Raw genomic sequence first — 17,654 nt, forward strand, 5'->3', positions numbered from 1 at the left:
TCCAGGTTCGCCTGTTGAATCAAACAAAAGCCGATTCGGGAATCCGCCGCCGAGTCAGTCTCTCGGAGACTTGGTATTACGGCAGAAAACCTTCAAAGACGATCTGGTTGGCGTGGAGCAAGACTTCCGTCGCCTGCTCCGCGCTGCGCACCGTCCAGCTCATCACCGGCATTTTGGCGCAGGCGCGGGCGAGTTCGCAGGTCGGGTTGGGCAGGTCGGAACAGCGCCACGACAAAAAGTCCGGCCGCGTCTCGCGGGCATGGACGAAGCGGGCGAGCCGGTCCTTCTCCGCCGCCGACAGATTTTCAAAATCCTCGTCCTCGTAATCGGCCTGCGCCACGATCCCGAGCGGCCAGGGCGGGTTTTGCGCCCGCAAGACGGCGATCAGGGCCGGATCAAAACTCTTGAGCGCGACGGGGCCGCGATGTCCCGCAAGTGCGGCGGCCACCGCATGCGCCAGCGACACGTCGCCGTCAAAATCGCTTTTCAGTTCGAGAATCAGCGGACAGGCCGCGCCATCGCGCAAAAACTCCGCGAGCGCGGGAATGCGCTCGCCGCCGCGCAGCCGCAAGGCCTGGGCTTGCGCGGTGTCCAGATCGCGAAAAAACCCGGTTTCGCAGGTGAGACGGTCGAGTTCGTCGTCATGGAAGACAAACACGTCTCCGTCGCGCGACAGCCGGACATCGGCCTCGACGGCAAAACCCCGCGCCATGGCGGCGCGCAGGGCGAACATCGTGTTCTCCGGTTTTTGGGCGTCGTGCAGGCCGCGATGGGCGATCGGCCGCGCCGTCAGCCAGCCCGGCGCATGTCCGGTCATGGCAGGATCTCGAAAATGGCCTCGACCTCGACGCAGGCGCCGAGCGGCAATTGCGCCACGCCGATGGTCGAGCGGGCGTGCGCGCCCTTTTCGCCGAGCGCGCCGCCGATCAAATCCGACGCCCCGTTCATCACCTGGGCGAGCCGGGTGTAATCCTCGGCGCCGCGAATGAAGCCGCCGAGGCGCACGCAATGGCCGATGCGGTCGAGGTCTTCGATGGCGGCGCGGACCTGCGCCAGCACATTGACCGCGCACAAAGCCGCCGCCTGCTTGGCCAAGGCCTCCTCCACTTCGACGCCGACTCGGCCGATGTGGGCTTCGCTCAGCGCGCCATCGGCGCCGAACGGCAATTGCCCGGAGACGAACAGCAGCGCGCCGCTGCGCACGGCGGGAACGTAATTGGCCACTGGCGCCGCCGGAGTCGGCAGGACAAATCCGAGATTGGCGAGGCGGCGTTCGACCTCAGAAGCGATCTGGCCCATGGGAGACTTTCCTGTGATTCCATTTGTGATTGGACTTGAGCGTAATTTCGCCAAAGATGGACGGCAATGACTTTCGCATCCGAGCCAATACAAAGATCATGAAGCTCTCAGGGAGAAGTTTATGCGTTTGACCGCCAGCCTGCTGCTGACTGTCCTCGCCAGCGGCGCGCCCGCCATCGCCGCCGAAGCGCGCGTTCCCCTCGTCAGCCATCGCGCGCTCTATGAATTGCGCCTGGGCGAGGCGACCGGCAACAGGGCGCCGGCCAGCGCCGAAGGCATGATCGCCTATCATTTTTCTTCGGACTGCGATTTCTACGCCCAGTCCCTTCGGCAGGTCGTCGCCATGCAGCCGCAGGAGGGGCGCGCCCAGCTCAGCGAAAGCCGCGTCAGCACCTATGAGGACGGGCGCGGCCAGGATTTCCGCTTCACCACCGTTGAGTCCGGCGCGCGGGGCGAGGAGGTCGAGGGCCGCGCCCAGCGCGCCAGCGACGGCGCGCTCGCCATCGCCCTGAGTTCGCCGCGCCCGCAGAAAATCAGCGCCGATTCCGCCGTGCTGTTTCCGACCCAGCACATCGCCAAGCTGATCGACGCGGCGGAAAAGGGCGAAAATATCCTGCTGGCGCGCGTCTTCGACGGCTCCGCCGACGGCCGCAAGATTTTTAACGTCACCGCGGTCATCGGCGCCGCGCGCACAACGCCCGACGCCGACAGCGCCGCAAAGGCGGAAAAGTTGCGCGGCCTGCGCCGCTGGCCGGTGTCGCTGGCCTATTTCCCCGAAGACCGCCACGACGGCGCGCCGGACTATGTGCTGAACTACGACCTCTACGAGAACGGCGTGTCGACCCATCTGAAGCTCGACTACGGCGACTATTCCCTGAACGGCGAACTCACGCGGATCGAATTCCCGGCGCGGACGCTCTGCCGCAAGTAGACGGCGTCACGCCGACGCGGCATAGGGGCGCCCGCCCCCGGCGTCGGCGATGAAGCGCACCACCTCATCCTGCGGGATCGGGCGGCTGAACAGGAAGCCCTGCACGACATTGCAGCCGAACTTGCGCAGCAGGTCGAACTGCTCGGAGGTTTCCACCCCCTCCGTCACGCAATGCAGGTTGAGACTGCCGATCAGGGCGATCATGCTCTTGATGATGTCGCGGGCGACGCCATTGCCCTGCATTTCCTGCACAAAACTGCGGTCGATCTTGATCTTGTCGAGTGGCAGCCGGTGCACATAGGCGAGGCTTGAATAGCCGGTGCCGAAATCGTCCAGCGAAATCTTGACGCCGAGCCGCTTGAGCGTGGTCAGCGCCGCCTGCGCGCCCTCGAAATCGGTCAGCAGCGAGGTTTCTGTGACTTCGATGTCAATCCGCGCGGGATCGACGCCGCTGGTCTCGATGATCACGATGATCTGGCTCAGGGCGATGGGCGACAGCAGGTCGCGGACAGAAAGGTTGAGGCTGACCCCGACCGTTTCGGGCCAGTTTTTCGCGGCCCTCAGCGCCTTGCGCAGCACGGTGCGCGTCAGCGTGTGGATGGTTTCGCTGCGCTCCGCAATGGGCACGAACTGGCTTGGCGAAACCGACCCCAGCTCCGGCGAGGTCCAGCGCGCCAGCGCCTCGAACGAGACGATGGACTGGTCGGCCGCGTCGAACAGAGGCTGAAACTCCAGCCTGATTTCCTCTTCCAGATTGGCGCGGCGCAAGCATTGCTCGATGCGCGCCTTCAGCCGCATCTTGGTCTCGTGTTCGGCCGTGAACAGCACGGCCTCGCCGCGATGGTGCTGCTTGCCGTGGTAGAGGGCGAAATCGGCGCGCTCGTAAAGCTGTTCGGCGTCCGACGCATCCTGGGGGAAGCGCGCGAAGCCGATCGAGCACGAGATGCTGGCCTCGGCCCCGGCGATCCGCACCGGCGCCTTGAGCGCCGCGCAGATGCGGGCGCCAAAGGCGAGGATTTCGCTTGGCGTCATCCGGGCGTTGACGACGACGCCGAATTCGTCGCCGCCCAGGCGCGCGACCGAGACGCCTTCAGTCTCGAACTGGCGCAGCCGCCCGGCGCATTCGCACAAAACCTTGTCGCCCAGGGCGTGGCCGTAGAGATCGTTCACGGGCTTGAAACCGTCGAGATCGACGATGCCCATGAAAACCTGCTCGCTCCTGGCGATTTCGCGGGACATCTGCGCGAAGAAAGCGCGGCGGTTGGCGAGGCCCGTCAGGCTGTCGGTATTGGCGATTCGCCTGTTGTCCTCGGCGAATTGCGCGGCGCAGGCCCTGGCCGCCACCAGATCGTCGAATTCCCGCGAAGACCCGTTCACCGACATGAACAGCGCCAGCACGACAACAAAAATGTTCACCCCCGCGAGGATGGCGCTGGCGTCCCCGCCCGTGATCAGCAGCCAGGCGAAACCCGGCAGGCTCATGCCGCCGACCAGCAGCGCGGCCTTGGGCAATTGCGCCAGCGCGAAAATCGTGAACATGCCGGTGAGCGCCAAGGAATAGACCAGCGCCTCGGCCTGCCCCGGCCCGGCGTGCATGTAGAGCGCCATGGCCCAGGCGATATAGAGGAACGCCAGCGGCGCCGCCGCCAGCTTGACGCGACGCAGGATCCGGCGGGCCTCGGCCTCGACGATCGGCTTTCTGATCAGCCGCCGCCAGGCGATGACGAGGCAGGCGCAAAGTCCCGCGAGCGCCAGCGGCGCGGACACGGTGAGGGCAAGCGGCGCGGAATACAGGGAAATGGCGGCGAGCGTCAAAGCGTTGCCGGCGATCGCCAGCGCGATCAGGGGCATTTGCCGGACCAAGGCGGCGAGGCGGGCGCAATCGCGTTCCGCGCACGGAGAAGAGGCGCCGCAACCGGCTCCGGCATGCAGGGAAAACACCAATGGCATGAATGCCCCATCCCCTCGCCCCTGCGCACAACCGCCGGCGATCGTTAAAGATTTAGCCAACAACTCGTTAAACACAAGTTACGCTGCGTAATCTCCGCAAGCAAAGCTGGGCCGCAACAATAAAACCTCCCGCCTTGCGGCGGGAGGTCGGCTGTCTTTGCGAGCTTTGGGGGCGAAACCGGGCGTTTTTGCTCAGAGCGGAATGTTGTCGTGTTTCTTCCAGGGGTTTTCCAGCTTCTTGTGACGCAGCATGGCGAGCGCCCGGGCGACGCGCTTGCGCGTGCCGAACGGCTGGATGACCTCATCGATATAGCCGCGTTCGGCCGCGACGAACGGGGACAGGAAGCGGTCCTCATATTCCTTGGTGCGCTGCGCGATCTTGTCCGGATCGCCAATTTCCTGGCGGAAAATGATTTCCACCGCGCCCTTGGCGCCCATGACCGCGATCTGCGCCGTCGGCCAGGCATAGTTGATGTCGCCGCGCAAATGTTTTGAGGCCATGACGTCATAGGCGCCGCCGAAGGCTTTGCGGGTGATCACCGTCACCTTGGGAACGGTGGCCTCGGCATAGGCGAACAACAGTTTCGCGCCATGCTTGATCAGGCCGCCATATTCCTGCGCGGTGCCGGGCAGGAAGCCGGGCACGTCGACGAAGGTGACAATCGGGATATTGAAGGCGTCGCAGAAGCGCACGAAGCGCGCCGCTTTGCGCGAGGCGTCGGAATCGAGCACGCCCGCCAGAACCATCGGCTGGTTGCCGACGATGCCGACGGTGCGCCCGTCCAAGCGGCCGAAGCCGACCACGATGTTCTTGGCGTGCGCTTCCTGGATTTCGAAGAAATCGCCCTCGTCGACCACCTTGGTGATCAGCTCCTTCATGTCATAGGGCTTATTCGGATTGTCCGGGATGATCGTGTTCAGCGACATGTCATAGCGGTCGCAATCGTCGAACGTCGGCCATTCCGGCACCTCGTCGGTGTTGGACGCGGGCAAGAAGTCGATCAGGCGGCGCATCTGCAGCAGCGCCTGGAGATCGTTGTCATAGGCCTTGTCGGCGATGGAGGATTTGGTGGCGTGCACCGAGGCGCCGCCGAGCTCTTCCGCCGTCACCGTCTCGTTGGTGACGGTCTTGACGACGTCGGGGCCGGTCACGAACATGTAGGACGTGTCCTTGACCATGAAGATGAAGTCGGTCATCGCCGGCGAATAGACGTCGCCGCCCGCGCACGGGCCCATGATCACCGAAATCTGCGGAATGACGCCGGAGGCCAGCACGTTGCGCTGGAACACCTCGCCATAGCCGCCGAGCGCCGCCACGCCTTCCTGAATGCGGGCGCCGCCGGCGTCGAACAGGCCGATGATCGGCGCGCGGTTGCGCAGCGCCATGTCCTGGATTTTTGTAATCTTTTGCGCATGCGTCTCGGACAGCGAGCCGCCGAGAACGGTAAAATCCTTGGCGAACACATAAACGACGCGGCCGTTGATCGTGCCCCAGCCGACGACCACGCCGTCACCGGGGATTTTCTCGCCCTGGTCCATGCCGAAGTCCACGCAGCGGTGCTGCACGAACATGTCGAATTCCTCGAAGGAGCCGTGATCGAGCAGCAATTCGATGCGCTCGCGGGCGGTGAGCTTGCCGCGCTTGTGCTGCGCGTCGATGCGCCTCTGTCCGCCGCCGAGGCGGGCGGCTTCGCGGCGCTGATCAAGAGCTTCGAGGATGTGTTTCATGAGGCCGTTCCGGTCTTGGCGGCGGCTCGCCGCGAATGAACAAAATCGCGCGGGGTTTAACACGGGCGGACGGGGACCGGAACAGGCAAGATGACGCTTGGATGAAAGCCTTTCGGCTAATGCGGGCTGCGGACCGAGCCGGGAGCGCGGGGCCTGGATCGCATCGCGCTCACCCGCTCTCATGTCACGACGAAATGATGGGCGCGATGCGTTCCTGTCCCCCTCATTCGCGGCGCCGGGGACAGGAATGCATTGCCCCCGCGGACCGATCATACGATTTCCGAGCGATCCGTTCGGAAATCGTATTCCACTCGCGCGGAAATCCGCCCTTCGCCTGGAGGATTTCCGCGCGATTTCGTTTTCGCGGATCGCGAAGCGATCTTGCGGAAACCGTATCATCTCATGAAGCGGATCGCGCGCAATGCGATCCAGTCCCCATCGTCAAGACCGCGCCGTCTGCGCCAGCAGGTCGAAGGCCAGCAGGGTGAAGGCGCGCTTGTCGAGATTGAAGACGGCGAGTTCGCGCGCCTCGCGTTCGAGCTGCTCCCAGGCCTGCGCATAGGGCGCGACGGCGCGAGGTCCAAGACCGCGCTTTTCGCGCAAACCGGCGCTGAGCCAGCCGAAACAGGCGGCGAGCAGAGCGTCCAGCGCGGTTTCGTCGCCCGCCGCGCTGTCGGCGATGCCATGGACCAGCGGCCAGCTGATCTGGGGCAGCATGGCCAGCGCGCGGGTCACCTGGGCGTCGAACTTGGCGTCGGAGGCGGAGAGCAGCCGCAAGACTTCGCGGACCGAGCCTTCGGCCCGGAGGCAGGCGGCGTCGAGCGCGGACTCCTCAGGGGTGAGCCCGGCCGCGTCGAGCGCGGCGCGGGCGGCGGCGCGCAAGTCGGCGTCGGCGAGCTTTTGCAGCATCACCCTCCGGCAGCGCGAGCGGATCGTCGGCAGGATGCGCCCCGGCTGGTGGGCGACGAGCAGGAACAGGCTGCGCGGCGGCGGCTCCTCGATCATTTTGAGCAGCGCATTGGCGCTGGCGGCGTTGAGATCGTCGGCGGAATCGATGATCGCCATGCGCCAGCCGCCCCCGCCCGCCGCCTGCTCGAACAGATGCAGCATTTTGCGAACATCCTCGACGGCGATGCGCGTAAAAAACTTCTTGGTCTTGTCACTATAGCCGCGCCGCAGCAGCGCGAGGTCGCCGAACGTCATTGACGAGATTTTTCGAAAGACCGGATGCGCCGGATCGACCGACAGGTTTTTGGCGGACAAAACCTCGGGCGCGCCCGGATCGGGATGAGCCGCGAGAAAGCGCGCCATGCGCCAGGCCAGCGTCGCCTTGCCAATCCCCAGGGGTCCGCCGAGAATGAACGCCTGCGGCAGTCGCCCCGCGCGAAAAGCCTCCAGGAAATCGGCTTCGGCCTTGCGATGACCGAACAGGCCAAAAGTGTCGCGCGGATGCGGCGCAGGCTCGAACCGATCGCTTTCCGGCTGCGAATCCCCCTTCACGAAACGCCCTCGGCGGCCTCGTGCTCGCGGCGGCGGAATTTCTCCGCCATGGCCTCCCAGATCGAAGCCGCCACGGCGTCCTGCGGCCGGTCGGCGTCGATCACCCGGCAGCGCTCGGGGTCGGCCCTGGCTATGCCCAGGAATTTTTCGCGCAACTGCCAGTGAAAGGAGAGGTCCTCGCCCTCGAATCGGTCGGCCGTCCCCTCGCCCCGCCGCGCGCGCGCGCGCTCCAGACCAATTTCGGGGGGAATGTCGAGGATGAAGGTCAGGTCGGGCCGGCAATCGGCGACGGTGGCGTTTTCCAGCGCCGCCATCACCGTGTCGTCGATTTCGCCGCGCGCGCCTTGGTAGGCGCGGGTCGAATCCGCGAACCTGTCGCAGAGCACGACGGCGCCGCGCCCAAGCGCCGGGGCGATGAGCCGGTCGATATGGTCGATGCGGGCGGCCGAAAACAGCACGGCCTCGCCGAGCGGGCCGAATGTTTTCGCGCGCCCGCTTAAAATCACGTCGCGCAGGCGCTCGGCGAGCGCGGTGCCGCCGGGCTCGCGGGTCGTCACCAACTCGCGCGCGTAATCGCGCAGACGCGCGGCGAGCAGGCGAATCTGGGTCGACTTGCCCGCGCCCTCGCCGCCCTCGAAGCTGATGAAAAGCCCCTTGCCCAAGCCGCTCGCCCTATTGTTCGCGCAGGATGTTTTCCAAAAAATCGGATTTCCCTCTTTTTTGGGATCATGCTCTAAGTCAATCAATCTCATAACGCGAAAAAACCGCCCGGGGTAGTCGGGCGGTTGAGACCTTTCCGCTCGCGGCAGGTTAATGCCGCACATTCTTCCGTTCTCACGCGATTCGTCCATGCCAAACTCCCCGTGCGTCCTCGTCTGGTTTCGTGAAGACCTCCGCATTGGCGACAACCCGGCGCTGGCCGCCGCGGCGGCCACGGGCCTGCCGCTGCTGTGCGTCTTCATCCTCGAAGACGAGGGCCCGCGGCCGATCGGCGGGGCGGCGCGCTGGCGGCTCGACCGGGCGCTCGCAGCCCTCGAAAGCGATCTCACCCGATACGGCGGCCGGCTGCATTTCTTGCGCGGCGCCGCCGAAACCCTGTTGCCCCAGCTCACCCAGGCCGCCGGCGCGGCAAAACTGGTCTTCAATCGTCGCTATGGCGGGGCCGAGCGCGCGGTCGACGCGCGGGTCGCGGCGGCCTTGGCCGGGCGGGTCGAGACGTTCAACAGCGCCCTGCTGGCCGAGCCCGCGCAGCTCGCGCCGCGTTCCGGCGGCCATTTCAAGGTGTTCACCCCGTTCTGGCGGGCCATGCGCGACCGGCTCGCCCACGCCGAGCCCCGCCCGGCCCCGCAAGACCTCGATTTCGCGACGTGGCCGCAGGGGTTTGCCCAGCTCCACCGCGCGGCGCTCGCCCTCTCCCCCAGCCGGCCCGACTGGGCCAGGGATTTTCCGGAGCCCCACGCCGGCGAGGCCGGCGCGGAAAGCCGGTTGCGGCATTTCATCGATGAAAAGCTCGATGGTTACGAGACCATGCGCGACCGCATCGATTGCGACGGCGCCTCGAAACTGTCGGCGCATCTGCATTTCGGCGAGATTTCGCCGCGACAGATCGTGGCGGCGGTGCGGGGCCGCCCGGCGGAAAAATTCCTCATCGAATTATGCTGGCGGGAATTTTCGACCCACCTGCTCCACGCGCGGCCCGATTTGCCCTGGGGAAATTTCAACGCCCGATTCGACCGTTTTCCCTACCGTAACGACCCAGAGGGCCTCGAAGCCTGGAAGCGCGGGCGCACCGGCTATCCCGTGGTCGACGCCGCGATGCGTCAGGTCTGGCGCACCGGCTTCATGGCCAATCGCGCCCGCATGATCGTCGCCTCCTTCCTGGTCAAGCACCTCCTCATCGACTGGCGCGAGGGCGAAGCCTGGTTCTGGGACACGCTCACCGACGCCGACGCGGCGAACAATGCGGTGTCCTGGCAATGGATCGCCGGCAGCGGCCCCGACGCCGCGCCCTATTTCCGCATCTTCAATCCGGTGCTCCAGGGCGAAAAATTCGATCCCGACGGCGACTTCGTGCGGACATGGCTCCCCGAACTCGCGCGACTGCCGGCAAAATGGATTCACCGGCCGTTCGCGGCGCCCGCAGACGTCCTGAAGGCCGCCGGCGTGACCATCGGCGGGAACTGGCCGGCCCCGATCGTCGAGCATGATTTCGCCCGCAGACGGGCGCTGGACGCCTTCGCGGCCACCACCGCCCCTGGCGCCTGACGCCCGTTAACCATAGCCATTCCTTGGCCTTTTTGGCGCTGGCTTGATCTGTGCCTTGCGCGCCACAGACCGCCGTTTTCGTCCGGGCTCCGGAGGGCCCCGCCATTGTTTGGCTTAAATTGCTGCTACATAAGCTTTGCGCCGTCGTCCGCCATTTTGGGGCCGTTGCGGCGGAAACGGTGTGCATGACCCTGATTGAGCGCTACATCTTCCGAGTCGCCGGCATGGCCTTCCTGGCCACGCTCGGGGTGCTGACGGCCGTGATCTGGCTGCAGCAGGCGCTGCACGACCTCGACCTGATCACCTCCAAGAGCCAGTCGATCATCAAATTCCTCACCATCACCGGCATGTGGATTCCCTCGCTGGTCATGGTCATCGCGCCGATCGCGCTGTTCATCGCCGTTCTGTTCTCCCTCAACAAGCTCAACAGCGACAGCGAGCTGGTGGTGACCGCGGCCTCCGGTCTGTCGCCGCTCGGCCTGCTGCGTCCCTACGCGCTCTTGATCGTGCTGGTCTCCGGCTTCTGCGCGCTGGTGTCGCTGTGGATCATGCCGGCGAGCTTTGTCCTGATGCGCGACGCCTGGGTCGAGGTGAGATCGGATTTCTTGACCAAGATCGTGCGGCCCGGCCAGTTCAACTCGCTCGAAAGCGGGCTTGTCTTCCATTACCGGGACCGCGGACCGGGCGGCGAACTGCTCGGCGTGTTCATGCTCGACCGGCGCGACCCCGGCCAGGCGAACGTCTATCTCGCCGAAAACGGCATCGTCACGAAAATCGACGGCAAATCCTACATCGTGCTGCAGACGGGCACGATCCAAAAGCAGGAAAAGGGCGCCATTCCCGCCATGGTGACTTTTGATTCCTACGCGCTCGATCTCTCAAGCTTCGGCCCGAAAGCCCTGATGGGTCCGCTCAAGCCGCGCGAGCGCTCGACCCGCGAGCTGCTGAACTACGACATCACCGACCCCTACACCCGCGACAACGAGGGGCGCTTCCGCGCCGACCTGCACGAACGCTTCGTTTCGCCGCTCTACGCCATGGCCATGGGGCTGATCGGCTTCGCGGCGCTGGGCTCGCCGCGCACCACGCGGCAGACGCGCGGCCTGGCGTTGGCGAGCGCGACCGTCGCCGCCGTGGCGCTGCGCGTCGGCGGCTTCGGCGTCGCCGGCGCTCTTGTGCGCGGACCCGAGGCGGTGATCTTCGCCTACGCCCTGCCGATCCTGGGCATGGTCGCCGCCGGTCTCTATGCCTTCCGCTACGCCTTGATCCCGCTGTTCCGCCCCTCGCGGCTCGTTCCGGCGGAGGCGCGATGATCGGCCGCACCCTCGGGGTCTATATCGCCCTGCGCTTCCTGCAAAGTCTCGGGGTGATCTTCCTCACCATTTTCGGCCTGATCTTCATGGCCGATTTCGTCGAAATGCTGCGCCGGGCGGGCGACGTGCCCAACACGCCGCTGTCGCTGGTGCTGCTTCTGTGCCTGATGCGCACGCCGATGATCGCCGAGCAGGCGCTGCCCTTCGCCACCCTGTTCGGCGCCATGGCGGCCTTCATCAACCTCACCCGCAAGCTGGAGCTGGTGGTGGCCCGCGCGGCGGGGGTGTCCGTCTGGCAGTTCCTCACGCCTCCGGTCCTGGCCGCGATCGGCCTCGGCGTGGTGGTGATGACGGCGCTCAGCCCCGGCGCGGCGCTGATGAAGGAAAAGGCCGACAGCATCGAAGCCGGGATTTTCAAAACCCAGCTTTCCATGCAGGACTCCAACATGTGGATTCGCCAGCGCGGGCGCGACCAGCAGTCGATCCTGCGCGCCGATTTCGCCGCCGACGCCGGCTTGCGCCTCACCGGGGTCACAGCTTATGTCTTTGACATGAAGGGACGATTCGTCGAAAGAGTGGATGCGGTCGAGAGCCGGCTGCTCCCAGGCGAGTGGGAGATGAAAACGGCTTTGGTGACCGCTCCGGCGACCGATCCGAAGCAAATGGAAATTTACCATCTTGGGACTAATCTGCAGCCTACACAGGTGGCGCAGAGTTTTGTGGCGCCCGAGACCGTGCCATTCTGGTCGCTCCCGCGACTGGCGTCGGACACGGAATCAGCAGGGTTGGATGCAGTGGGTTATCGTTTGCGTTTTCAACAACTTCTCGCCCTTCCGACGCTGCTCGCCGCCATGGTGCTGATCGCGGCCTGCTTCTCGCTGAAGCTGTCCCGCATGGGCGGAGTCGGCCTGATGGTTCTGGGTGGCGTCGGCGCCGGCTTCGTGCTTTATGTTTCCTCTAAACTTGTATCCGACTTGGGGGCGGCGGGCATGCTGAGCGCGCCCGCCGCCGCCTGGTCGCCAGCGATCATAGCGAACCTGTTGGGCGGCTTGACTCTTTTGAATCGCGAGGACGGCTGATGGCCAGGACAGACCTCGCCCCCATGGCCACGATCTCCGCCGCGGACCGCAACGGTGTCGCGCGACTCTTCCGCGCGCGCGTCTCCTGGTTCGCCATGACGCTCGCCCTCGGCGCGGCGCTGGCCGCGCTTCCCACAGTCGCGCACGCGCAAACCCTGGCCGACAGGTTCTCCGGCGCCGCCAACAGCGACGACAAGGCGCCGATGAACGTCGACGCCGACAAGGTCACCTACAACGACCGCGATCATACCGTGGTCGCCACCGGCGACGTGCAGATCTATTACAAGAAAAAGACGCTCGAGGCCGACCGGGTCACCTATTATCGCGACAGCGGACGGGTGCTCGCGGAAGGCTCGGTCAAACTCACGGACGCGGATGGTTCGGTCACCCATGCCGACCGGATGGAGCTGTCGGGCGATTTCAAGCGCGGCTTCGTCGACGCGGCGCGGTCCGATTCCGGCGGCGAGAAAGACCGCACCCATATGACGGCGACGCGGACCGAACGGCTCGACGAAGAGACCACGGTCTTCGAGAAGGGCGCCTACACCGCCTGCGAGAGCTGCGCCGACCATCCCGAACGCGCGCCGGTCTGGCGCTTGCGCGCGCAAAAAATCATCCACAAGAACAGCGAACAGACGCTCTACTACGAGAACGCCACCTTCGATCTGTTCGGCGTGCCGATCGCCTGGCTCCCCTATCTGTCGACGCCCGATCCGAGCGTGCTGAACAAGTCGGGCTTTCTGGCGCCGCGCCTGTCCTACAAGGACACCAACGGCTTCGGCTTCGGCCAGCCCTATTTCTACACGATCTCGCCGGACATGGACGTCACGGTGACCCCCTATTACTATACGAACCAGGGGTTCCGCGGCGATTTCGAGTTCCGTCACCGGCTCGACAACGGCTTCTACACGCTCAACCTCATCGGCGTTCACGAGGACAACCCGGACGTCTATGGCGTGGGCAGCCGCGTCAACCGCGGCATGATCGTGTCCCAGGGCGCGATCTGGCTGAACCAGAACTGGAAGTTCGGTTGGGACGTCGTGCGCGCCACCGACAAATATTTCAACAACGACTACCAGGTCGGCAACAACACGCTGAACGGCAATTTCTTCCGCGAGAACTCGTCCACCGCCTATATCACCGGCCAGGGCGACCGCGGCTATCTCGATCTGCGCGGCTATTCGTTCCAGGGTCTGGCCAACAGCGACCTGCAGCCGCAACTCGCCGCCGTCTGGCCGATCCTCGACTACAACAAGATGATTTCGCTCGACCCGGCGAACACCTGGGGCATCGGCGGCGAGATCGAAATCGACGTCAATTTTACCCGTTCGAGCGCCGGGCTCGCCTCCTACCAGCAGATCGGCTCGTATCAGTTCGACGTGCAGTACGGAATGTACGCAGTCTGCCGCAATCCCTCGACGATGACGGCGCTCTACACCAAGCAGAACTGCCTGCTGCGCGGCATCGGCGGCGAATATGACAGCGGCACCCTGCAGGTGTCGTGGAAGCGCAAGTACATCGATCCGCTCGGCGAAGTCTGGACTCCCTTCACCTTTGCGCGCGCGAACCTGAACTATCTCAACGCCAACGTGAACGGCGCGGCCGTCTTCTCGCGCACCTATGCCGATCCGGCGACCGCGACGGGCTATACGACGATCACGGACCCGATCGCCAACACCTACCAGACGAATTTCGTCAGCCACAACGACCAGTTCGGCGGCTACATCACGCCGGGCGCCGGTCTGGAATGGCGCTACCCGCTGCTGTCGAAAACCCCCATTGGCGAGATGGTGATCGAACCGATCGCGCAGATCATCGCGCGGCCCAACGGCCAGCCGACCACCAGCATGGTGAACCTCGACGCGCAGAGCCTGGTGTTCGACGACACCAACCTGTTCGAGTGGAACAAATATTCGGGCTACGACCGCTTCGAGACCGGCGTGCGCGCCAATTACGGCGCCCAGTTCACCTACGACATGCATGAATACGGCTACGCCAGCGCGCTGGTCGGCCAATCCGTGCAAGTCGCGGGCATCAATTCCTACGCCACCCCCGACGCCGCCAATATCGGCCTCAGCTCCGGCCTGGACAAGCCGGTGTCCGACTACGTGACGCGGCTGACCTATGCGCCATCCTCGAACTACAGCTTCATCACCAAGGCGCGGTTCGACCAAGCCGACTGGGCCTTACGCCGCCTCGACCTCTCCGCGCGCGCCAACTACGGTCCGCTGGCCTTCGCGGTGAACTACGCCAATTACGCGGCGCAGCCGATCATCGGCTACAACGAGCGCCGCGAAGGACTCGGCCTGAGCACGCGCTACAACATGCTCGCGAACTACTATGTGATGGGCGACATCACCTGGGATCTCGGCCGGCACAATTACAACGGCGTTCAATATCTCGTCGGCTACAACAGCACGGGGCAGGCGCTGTTCCAGAACGCGCCGGCCGCGCCGCTGTTCGCCATCGCCACCTGGGGCGCCGGCATCGGCTACCAGGACGAATGCGTCAAGCTCGGCCTGAGCTATCGCGACTCCATCACCGACGGCTATGGCTATCCGCCGACCTACGCCCGCAACAAGGCGGTCGTGTTCAATCTCGAACTGCGCACGCTCGGCGACATCAAGGCGCCGCTGTCGCTGACGCCCACGGTCGTTCAGGACGGCACGCGCACCAACGGCGCATCCTACTATTACAACCCTTGACCTATCCCCCGGCCGCTGGAACAGTCGGGCTGACAGCGGAGGGGGTTTCGACGGAATGACAATGGCGCGTTCAATAGTCTTTGCGGGCGCGATGCTCGCCTTCTTGGTTTGCTCGGGGGCGCAGGCCCAATCCATCGTGGCCACCGTCAACGGAGACCCCGTCACCAGCCAGGACATCGCCAACCGCGAAAAGGTTTTGCGCGCGCTGGGCATGCCCTCGTCCGCCTCCGATGCGCTCGAGAGCCTGGTCAAGTCGCGCGTCGAAGCCGGCGAGATCAACAAGTACGGCATCCGCGTCAAGAGCGACGAACTCGGCCCGACCTTCTATTATTTCGCCGAACGCGCCCACACCACGCCCCAGGCGATCCAGCAGCGGCTAGCCCAAGCCGGAGTCGACAACAAGCATCTGGAGAACTTCCTCCAGATCCACCAAGCCTTCACCATTTACGCCCGCGCCCGCAACCGCGCCGTCGAAGTCAGCGAGAAGGACATCGACGCCGAACTCGCCCGCAACCCGAAACTGTCGAGCGAGATCAGCTACACCCTCCGCCAGGTGGTGGTCGCCACGCCGCCGTCCGGGGGCGCCGCGGGATTGCAGGCCGCCGCCAAGGAAATGCAGGATCTTAAGGCGCGCTTCACCGATTGCGACTCGGGCGTCAAGATGGCCAGCGCCTCACCCAATGTGGTGGTGCGCGAACCGATCACCCGCACCAGCTCGGCGCTGGGCGAGCAGCTTTCCGAGCTGCTCGCCAAGACGCCGGTCGGCCATCTCACCGCGCCGAGCCGCGATTCCAGCGGTCTGGTGGCGCTCGCGGTCTGCGCCAAGTCCAAGGCGAAGGGCGACTCCGCCCGCGAGCAGGCCGCCCAGCGCGTGCTCTCGCGGAGAATCGCGGAAGACGCGGAGAAGCTCTACAAGGAGCTGCGCGCCACGGCGGTCGTCGTTAAGAAGTGAGCCCCGCGCCGCTCTGCGTCACCCAGGGCGATCCTTCCGGGATCGGCCCGGACATCGCCCTGACGCTTTTCGCGCGCGGCGCCCGTCTGCCCCCGTTTTTTCTCATCGCCGATCCCGACCTTTTGCGACGCCGCGCCGCGCGGCTCGGGCTCGATCTCGCCATCGCCGAATGCGCGCCGGAGCAGGCGAAGGATTTTTTCGAAGCCGCCCTTCCCGTCGTCCCCCTGCGCCATCGGGCGCGCGGGACGCCGGGCCAGCCCGATCCCGCCGACGCCACCGCCACGATCGAGGCGATTTCGCGCGCGGTCGATTTTCTGCGCGAGGGCCGCGCCCGGGCCATGGTGACCAATCCGATTGCGAAATCCGTGCTCTACGCCGCCGGGTTTTCGCATCCCGGCCACACCGAATTTTTGGGAGAGCTGGCGGCGCAAAAATTTGGCGAGGCCGCGCGTCCCGTGATGATGATCTGGTCGCGGGAGCTGGCCGTGGTTCCCGCGACCATCCACATCCCCCTGAGCGCGGTCCCCGGCGCCCTGCGCGAAGACGATCTTGTCGAAATCGGCCGCATTGTCGCGACGGCGCTCGCCCGCGACTTCGGCATTTCGACGCCGCGACTCGCCTTTTGTGGCCTCAATCCCCACGCGGGCGAGGACGGCGCCATGGGCCGCGAAGATTTGGCAATCGTCGCCCCCGCCGTGGCGCGGCTCGTCGCCGAGGGGTTTTGCGCGACCGGCCCCCTGCCCGCCGACACGCTGTTCCACGCCGAGGCGCGTCAAGCCTATGACGTCGCCATCGGCATGTACCACGACCAGGTCCTGATCCCCGTCAAAACCCTGGCCTTCGACACCGGGGTCAATGTCACGCTGGGCCTGCCGTTCATCCGCACCTCGCCCGATCACGGCACGGCCTTTTCCCTCGCCGGAACCGGCCGGGCGCGGACGAGCAGCCTCGCCGAGGCGATTTTTTTGGCGGACCGCATGGCGGTCGCGCGGGCGCAAGGGCAATGAGCGACGGCCTGCCGCCCCTGCGCGAGGTCGTCGCGCAATACGAGCTGAACGCCAAAAAATCGCTCGGCCAGAATTTTCTGTTCGACCTCAACCTGACCGGCCGCATCGCCCGCGCCGCCGGCGCATCCGACGACGCGACCTTTTTGGAGATCGGCCCGGGGCCGGGCGGCCTCACCCGCGCCCTGCTCGCCCATGGCGCGAAAAAGGTGATCGCGGTGGAGCGCGACGACCGCTGCCTCGCGGCGCTGGAGGACGTGGCCGCCGCCTACCCCGGCCGCCTCGAACTTTTTCCGGGCGACGCGCTGGCGCTGGATTATCCCGCCTTTCTCGCCGAGCGCGGCGTCAGCGGCCCGGTGCGCATCTGCGCCAACCTGCCGTACAATATCGGGACGCAATTGCTGGTCGGCTGGCTGACGCAAAAGGACTGGCCGCCGTTTTACGACCGCATGGTCCTGATGTTCCAGCGCGAAGTGGCGGAGCGCATCGTCGCCGGCCCCCAAAGACGCGCCGATTACGGCCGGCTCGGCGTGCTCGCCAACTGGCGCTGCGAAACAAAAATCCTGTTCGACGTGCCGCCCGCCGCCTTCACGCCGCCGCCAAAGGTCACGTCGTCTGTGGTGGAACTGCGCCCCCGTGTAAGACCGCTCGAATGCGATGCGGCGACGCTGGAGCGGGTCACGGCCGCCGCCTTCGGGCAGCGCCGCAAAATGCTGCGGCAAGCGCTCAAGGGTTTGGGCGTCGACCCGCTGGCCCTGCTGGAGGCCGCCGGCATCGAACCGACCCGCCGCGCCGAAGAAGTTTGTGTCGAAGGTTTTGTGGCGCTGGCGCGCGCTCTGTCCCCCGGTCGCATTTCCAACGCGATTTAGACTGGCCCGCTTCATGACTGAGCGTCGTCCAGCCACGACGCTCAGTCATGAAGCGGCAA

Annotated in this window: 14 protein-coding genes; 8 read left to right on the plus strand and 6 right to left on the minus strand. The window is 65.5% G+C overall.

Translation table 11 applies throughout. From position 1 onward, the window contains the following. Window positions 1-76: 76 nt before the first annotated feature. Both GJ654_RS17930 and GJ654_RS17935 read right to left on the minus strand, forming a co-directional pair. Complete coding sequence (locus tag GJ654_RS17930; RefSeq protein ID WP_155447554.1) at window positions 77-817, minus strand: glycerophosphodiester phosphodiesterase family protein; 741 nt, start codon at window positions 815-817, stop codon at window positions 77-79. After that, window positions 814-1,299 carry a RidA family protein gene (locus GJ654_RS17935; RefSeq protein ID WP_155447555.1) on the minus strand — a complete coding sequence of 162 codons (486 nt, stop codon included), beginning with the start codon at window positions 1,297-1,299 and terminating at the stop codon, window positions 814-816. The genes GJ654_RS17930 and GJ654_RS17935 overlap by 4 nt, the downstream gene beginning before the upstream one ends. A gap of 121 nt (window positions 1,300-1,420) precedes the next feature. Between GJ654_RS17935 and GJ654_RS17940 the strand changes: the two genes are divergently transcribed. Next, entirely contained in the window at window positions 1,421-2,230 is an 810-nt protein-coding gene (locus GJ654_RS17940; RefSeq protein WP_155447556.1) for a cell envelope integrity EipB family protein, read from the plus strand. A 6-nt stretch (window positions 2,231-2,236) separates the two neighbouring features. Here GJ654_RS17940 and GJ654_RS17945 read toward each other — a convergent pair whose 3' ends face one another. From GJ654_RS17945 to tmk, 4 genes are all read right to left on the minus strand, one after another. Continuing rightward, window positions 2,237-4,180 carry a putative bifunctional diguanylate cyclase/phosphodiesterase gene (locus GJ654_RS17945; protein ID WP_155447557.1) on the minus strand — a complete coding sequence of 648 codons (1,944 nt, stop codon included), beginning with the start codon at window positions 4,178-4,180 and terminating at the stop codon, window positions 2,237-2,239. 192 nt (window positions 4,181-4,372) lie between these two features. Continuing rightward, window positions 4,373-5,908, minus strand: coding sequence for an acyl-CoA carboxylase subunit beta (locus GJ654_RS17950; RefSeq protein WP_155447558.1), 1,536 nt, complete (start codon window positions 5,906-5,908; stop codon window positions 4,373-4,375). A gap of 441 nt (window positions 5,909-6,349) precedes the next feature. Next, the gene (locus tag GJ654_RS17955; protein ID WP_264586302.1) at window positions 6,350-7,408 is read right to left on the minus strand and encodes a DNA polymerase III subunit delta'; all 1,059 of its coding nucleotides are present in this window, start codon (window positions 7,406-7,408) and stop codon (window positions 6,350-6,352) included. After that, entirely contained in the window at window positions 7,405-8,070 is a 666-nt protein-coding gene (gene tmk, locus GJ654_RS17960) for a dTMP kinase (protein WP_246664812.1), read from the minus strand. The genes GJ654_RS17955 and tmk overlap by 4 nt, the downstream gene beginning before the upstream one ends. Window positions 8,071-8,257: 187 nt before the next feature. On the opposite strand from tmk, the gene GJ654_RS17965 reads away from it, so the two are divergent. The 7 genes from GJ654_RS17965 (at window position 8,258) to rsmA (ending at window position 17,595) form a co-directional block, all read left to right on the plus strand. After that, the gene (locus tag GJ654_RS17965; protein WP_155447559.1) at window positions 8,258-9,673 is read left to right on the plus strand and encodes a cryptochrome/photolyase family protein; all 1,416 of its coding nucleotides are present in this window, start codon (window positions 8,258-8,260) and stop codon (window positions 9,671-9,673) included. Window positions 9,674-9,858: 185 nt separating this feature from the next. Further along, window positions 9,859-10,986: an LPS export ABC transporter permease LptF gene (gene lptF, locus GJ654_RS17970; RefSeq protein ID WP_155447560.1), complete on the plus strand. Its 1,128-nt coding sequence runs from the start codon at window positions 9,859-9,861 to the stop codon at window positions 10,984-10,986. Then, a complete protein-coding gene (gene lptG, locus GJ654_RS17975) occupies window positions 10,983-12,065 on the plus strand; it encodes an LPS export ABC transporter permease LptG (protein WP_155447561.1) in 1,083 nt (360 codons plus the stop codon). The genes lptF and lptG overlap by 4 nt, the downstream gene beginning before the upstream one ends. Further along, window positions 12,065-14,770, plus strand: a complete 2,706-nt coding sequence (locus GJ654_RS17980) for an LPS-assembly protein LptD (protein WP_246664813.1) — start codon at window positions 12,065-12,067, stop codon at window positions 14,768-14,770. Before lptG ends, GJ654_RS17980 begins: the two co-directional genes overlap by 1 nt. A 61-nt stretch (window positions 14,771-14,831) precedes the next feature. Then, window positions 14,832-15,722, plus strand: coding sequence for a hypothetical protein (locus GJ654_RS17985; RefSeq protein WP_155447562.1), 891 nt, complete (start codon window positions 14,832-14,834; stop codon window positions 15,720-15,722). Next, window positions 15,719-16,729 (plus strand): 4-hydroxythreonine-4-phosphate dehydrogenase PdxA, encoded by a 1,011-nt coding sequence (gene pdxA / locus GJ654_RS17990; protein ID WP_264586303.1) that lies wholly within the window; start codon window positions 15,719-15,721, stop codon window positions 16,727-16,729. The genes GJ654_RS17985 and pdxA overlap by 4 nt, the downstream gene beginning before the upstream one ends. Continuing rightward, window positions 16,726-17,595, plus strand: coding sequence for a 16S rRNA (adenine(1518)-N(6)/adenine(1519)-N(6))-dimethyltransferase RsmA (gene rsmA, locus GJ654_RS17995; protein WP_155447563.1), 870 nt, complete (start codon window positions 16,726-16,728; stop codon window positions 17,593-17,595). Before pdxA ends, rsmA begins: the two co-directional genes overlap by 4 nt. Window positions 17,596-17,654: the final 59 nt, after the last annotated feature.

Source organism: Rhodoblastus acidophilus (genome assembly GCF_009720655.1).
Taxonomy (GTDB): Bacteria; Pseudomonadota; Alphaproteobacteria; order Rhizobiales; family Beijerinckiaceae; genus Rhodoblastus; species Rhodoblastus acidophilus_A.

What these genes read in the sequence shown, in the direction of transcription:
- lptF (WP_155447560.1), top strand. Translation starts at nt 9,859, where the DNA reads ATGACCCTGATTGAGCGCTACATCTTCCGAGTCGCCGGCATGGCCTTC.
- GJ654_RS17935 (WP_155447555.1), bottom strand. Translation starts at nt 1,299, where the DNA reads ATGGGCCAGATCGCTTCTGAGGTCGAACGCCGCCTCGCCAATCTCGGA.
- GJ654_RS17985 (WP_155447562.1), top strand. Translation starts at nt 14,832, where the DNA reads ATGGCGCGTTCAATAGTCTTTGCGGGCGCGATGCTCGCCTTCTTGGTT.
- GJ654_RS17950 (WP_155447558.1), bottom strand. Translation starts at nt 5,908, where the DNA reads ATGAAACACATCCTCGAAGCTCTTGATCAGCGCCGCGAAGCCGCCCGC.
- GJ654_RS17965 (WP_155447559.1), top strand. Translation starts at nt 8,258, where the DNA reads ATGCCAAACTCCCCGTGCGTCCTCGTCTGGTTTCGTGAAGACCTCCGC.
- GJ654_RS17940 (WP_155447556.1), top strand. Translation starts at nt 1,421, where the DNA reads ATGCGTTTGACCGCCAGCCTGCTGCTGACTGTCCTCGCCAGCGGCGCG.
- lptG (WP_155447561.1), top strand. Translation starts at nt 10,983, where the DNA reads ATGATCGGCCGCACCCTCGGGGTCTATATCGCCCTGCGCTTCCTGCAA.
- GJ654_RS17980 (WP_246664813.1), top strand. Translation starts at nt 12,065, where the DNA reads ATGGCCAGGACAGACCTCGCCCCCATGGCCACGATCTCCGCCGCGGAC.
- rsmA (WP_155447563.1), top strand. Translation starts at nt 16,726, where the DNA reads ATGAGCGACGGCCTGCCGCCCCTGCGCGAGGTCGTCGCGCAATACGAG.
- GJ654_RS17945 (WP_155447557.1), bottom strand. Translation starts at nt 4,180, where the DNA reads ATGCCATTGGTGTTTTCCCTGCATGCCGGAGCCGGTTGCGGCGCCTCT.
- GJ654_RS17930 (WP_155447554.1), bottom strand. Translation starts at nt 817, where the DNA reads ATGACCGGACATGCGCCGGGCTGGCTGACGGCGCGGCCGATCGCCCAT.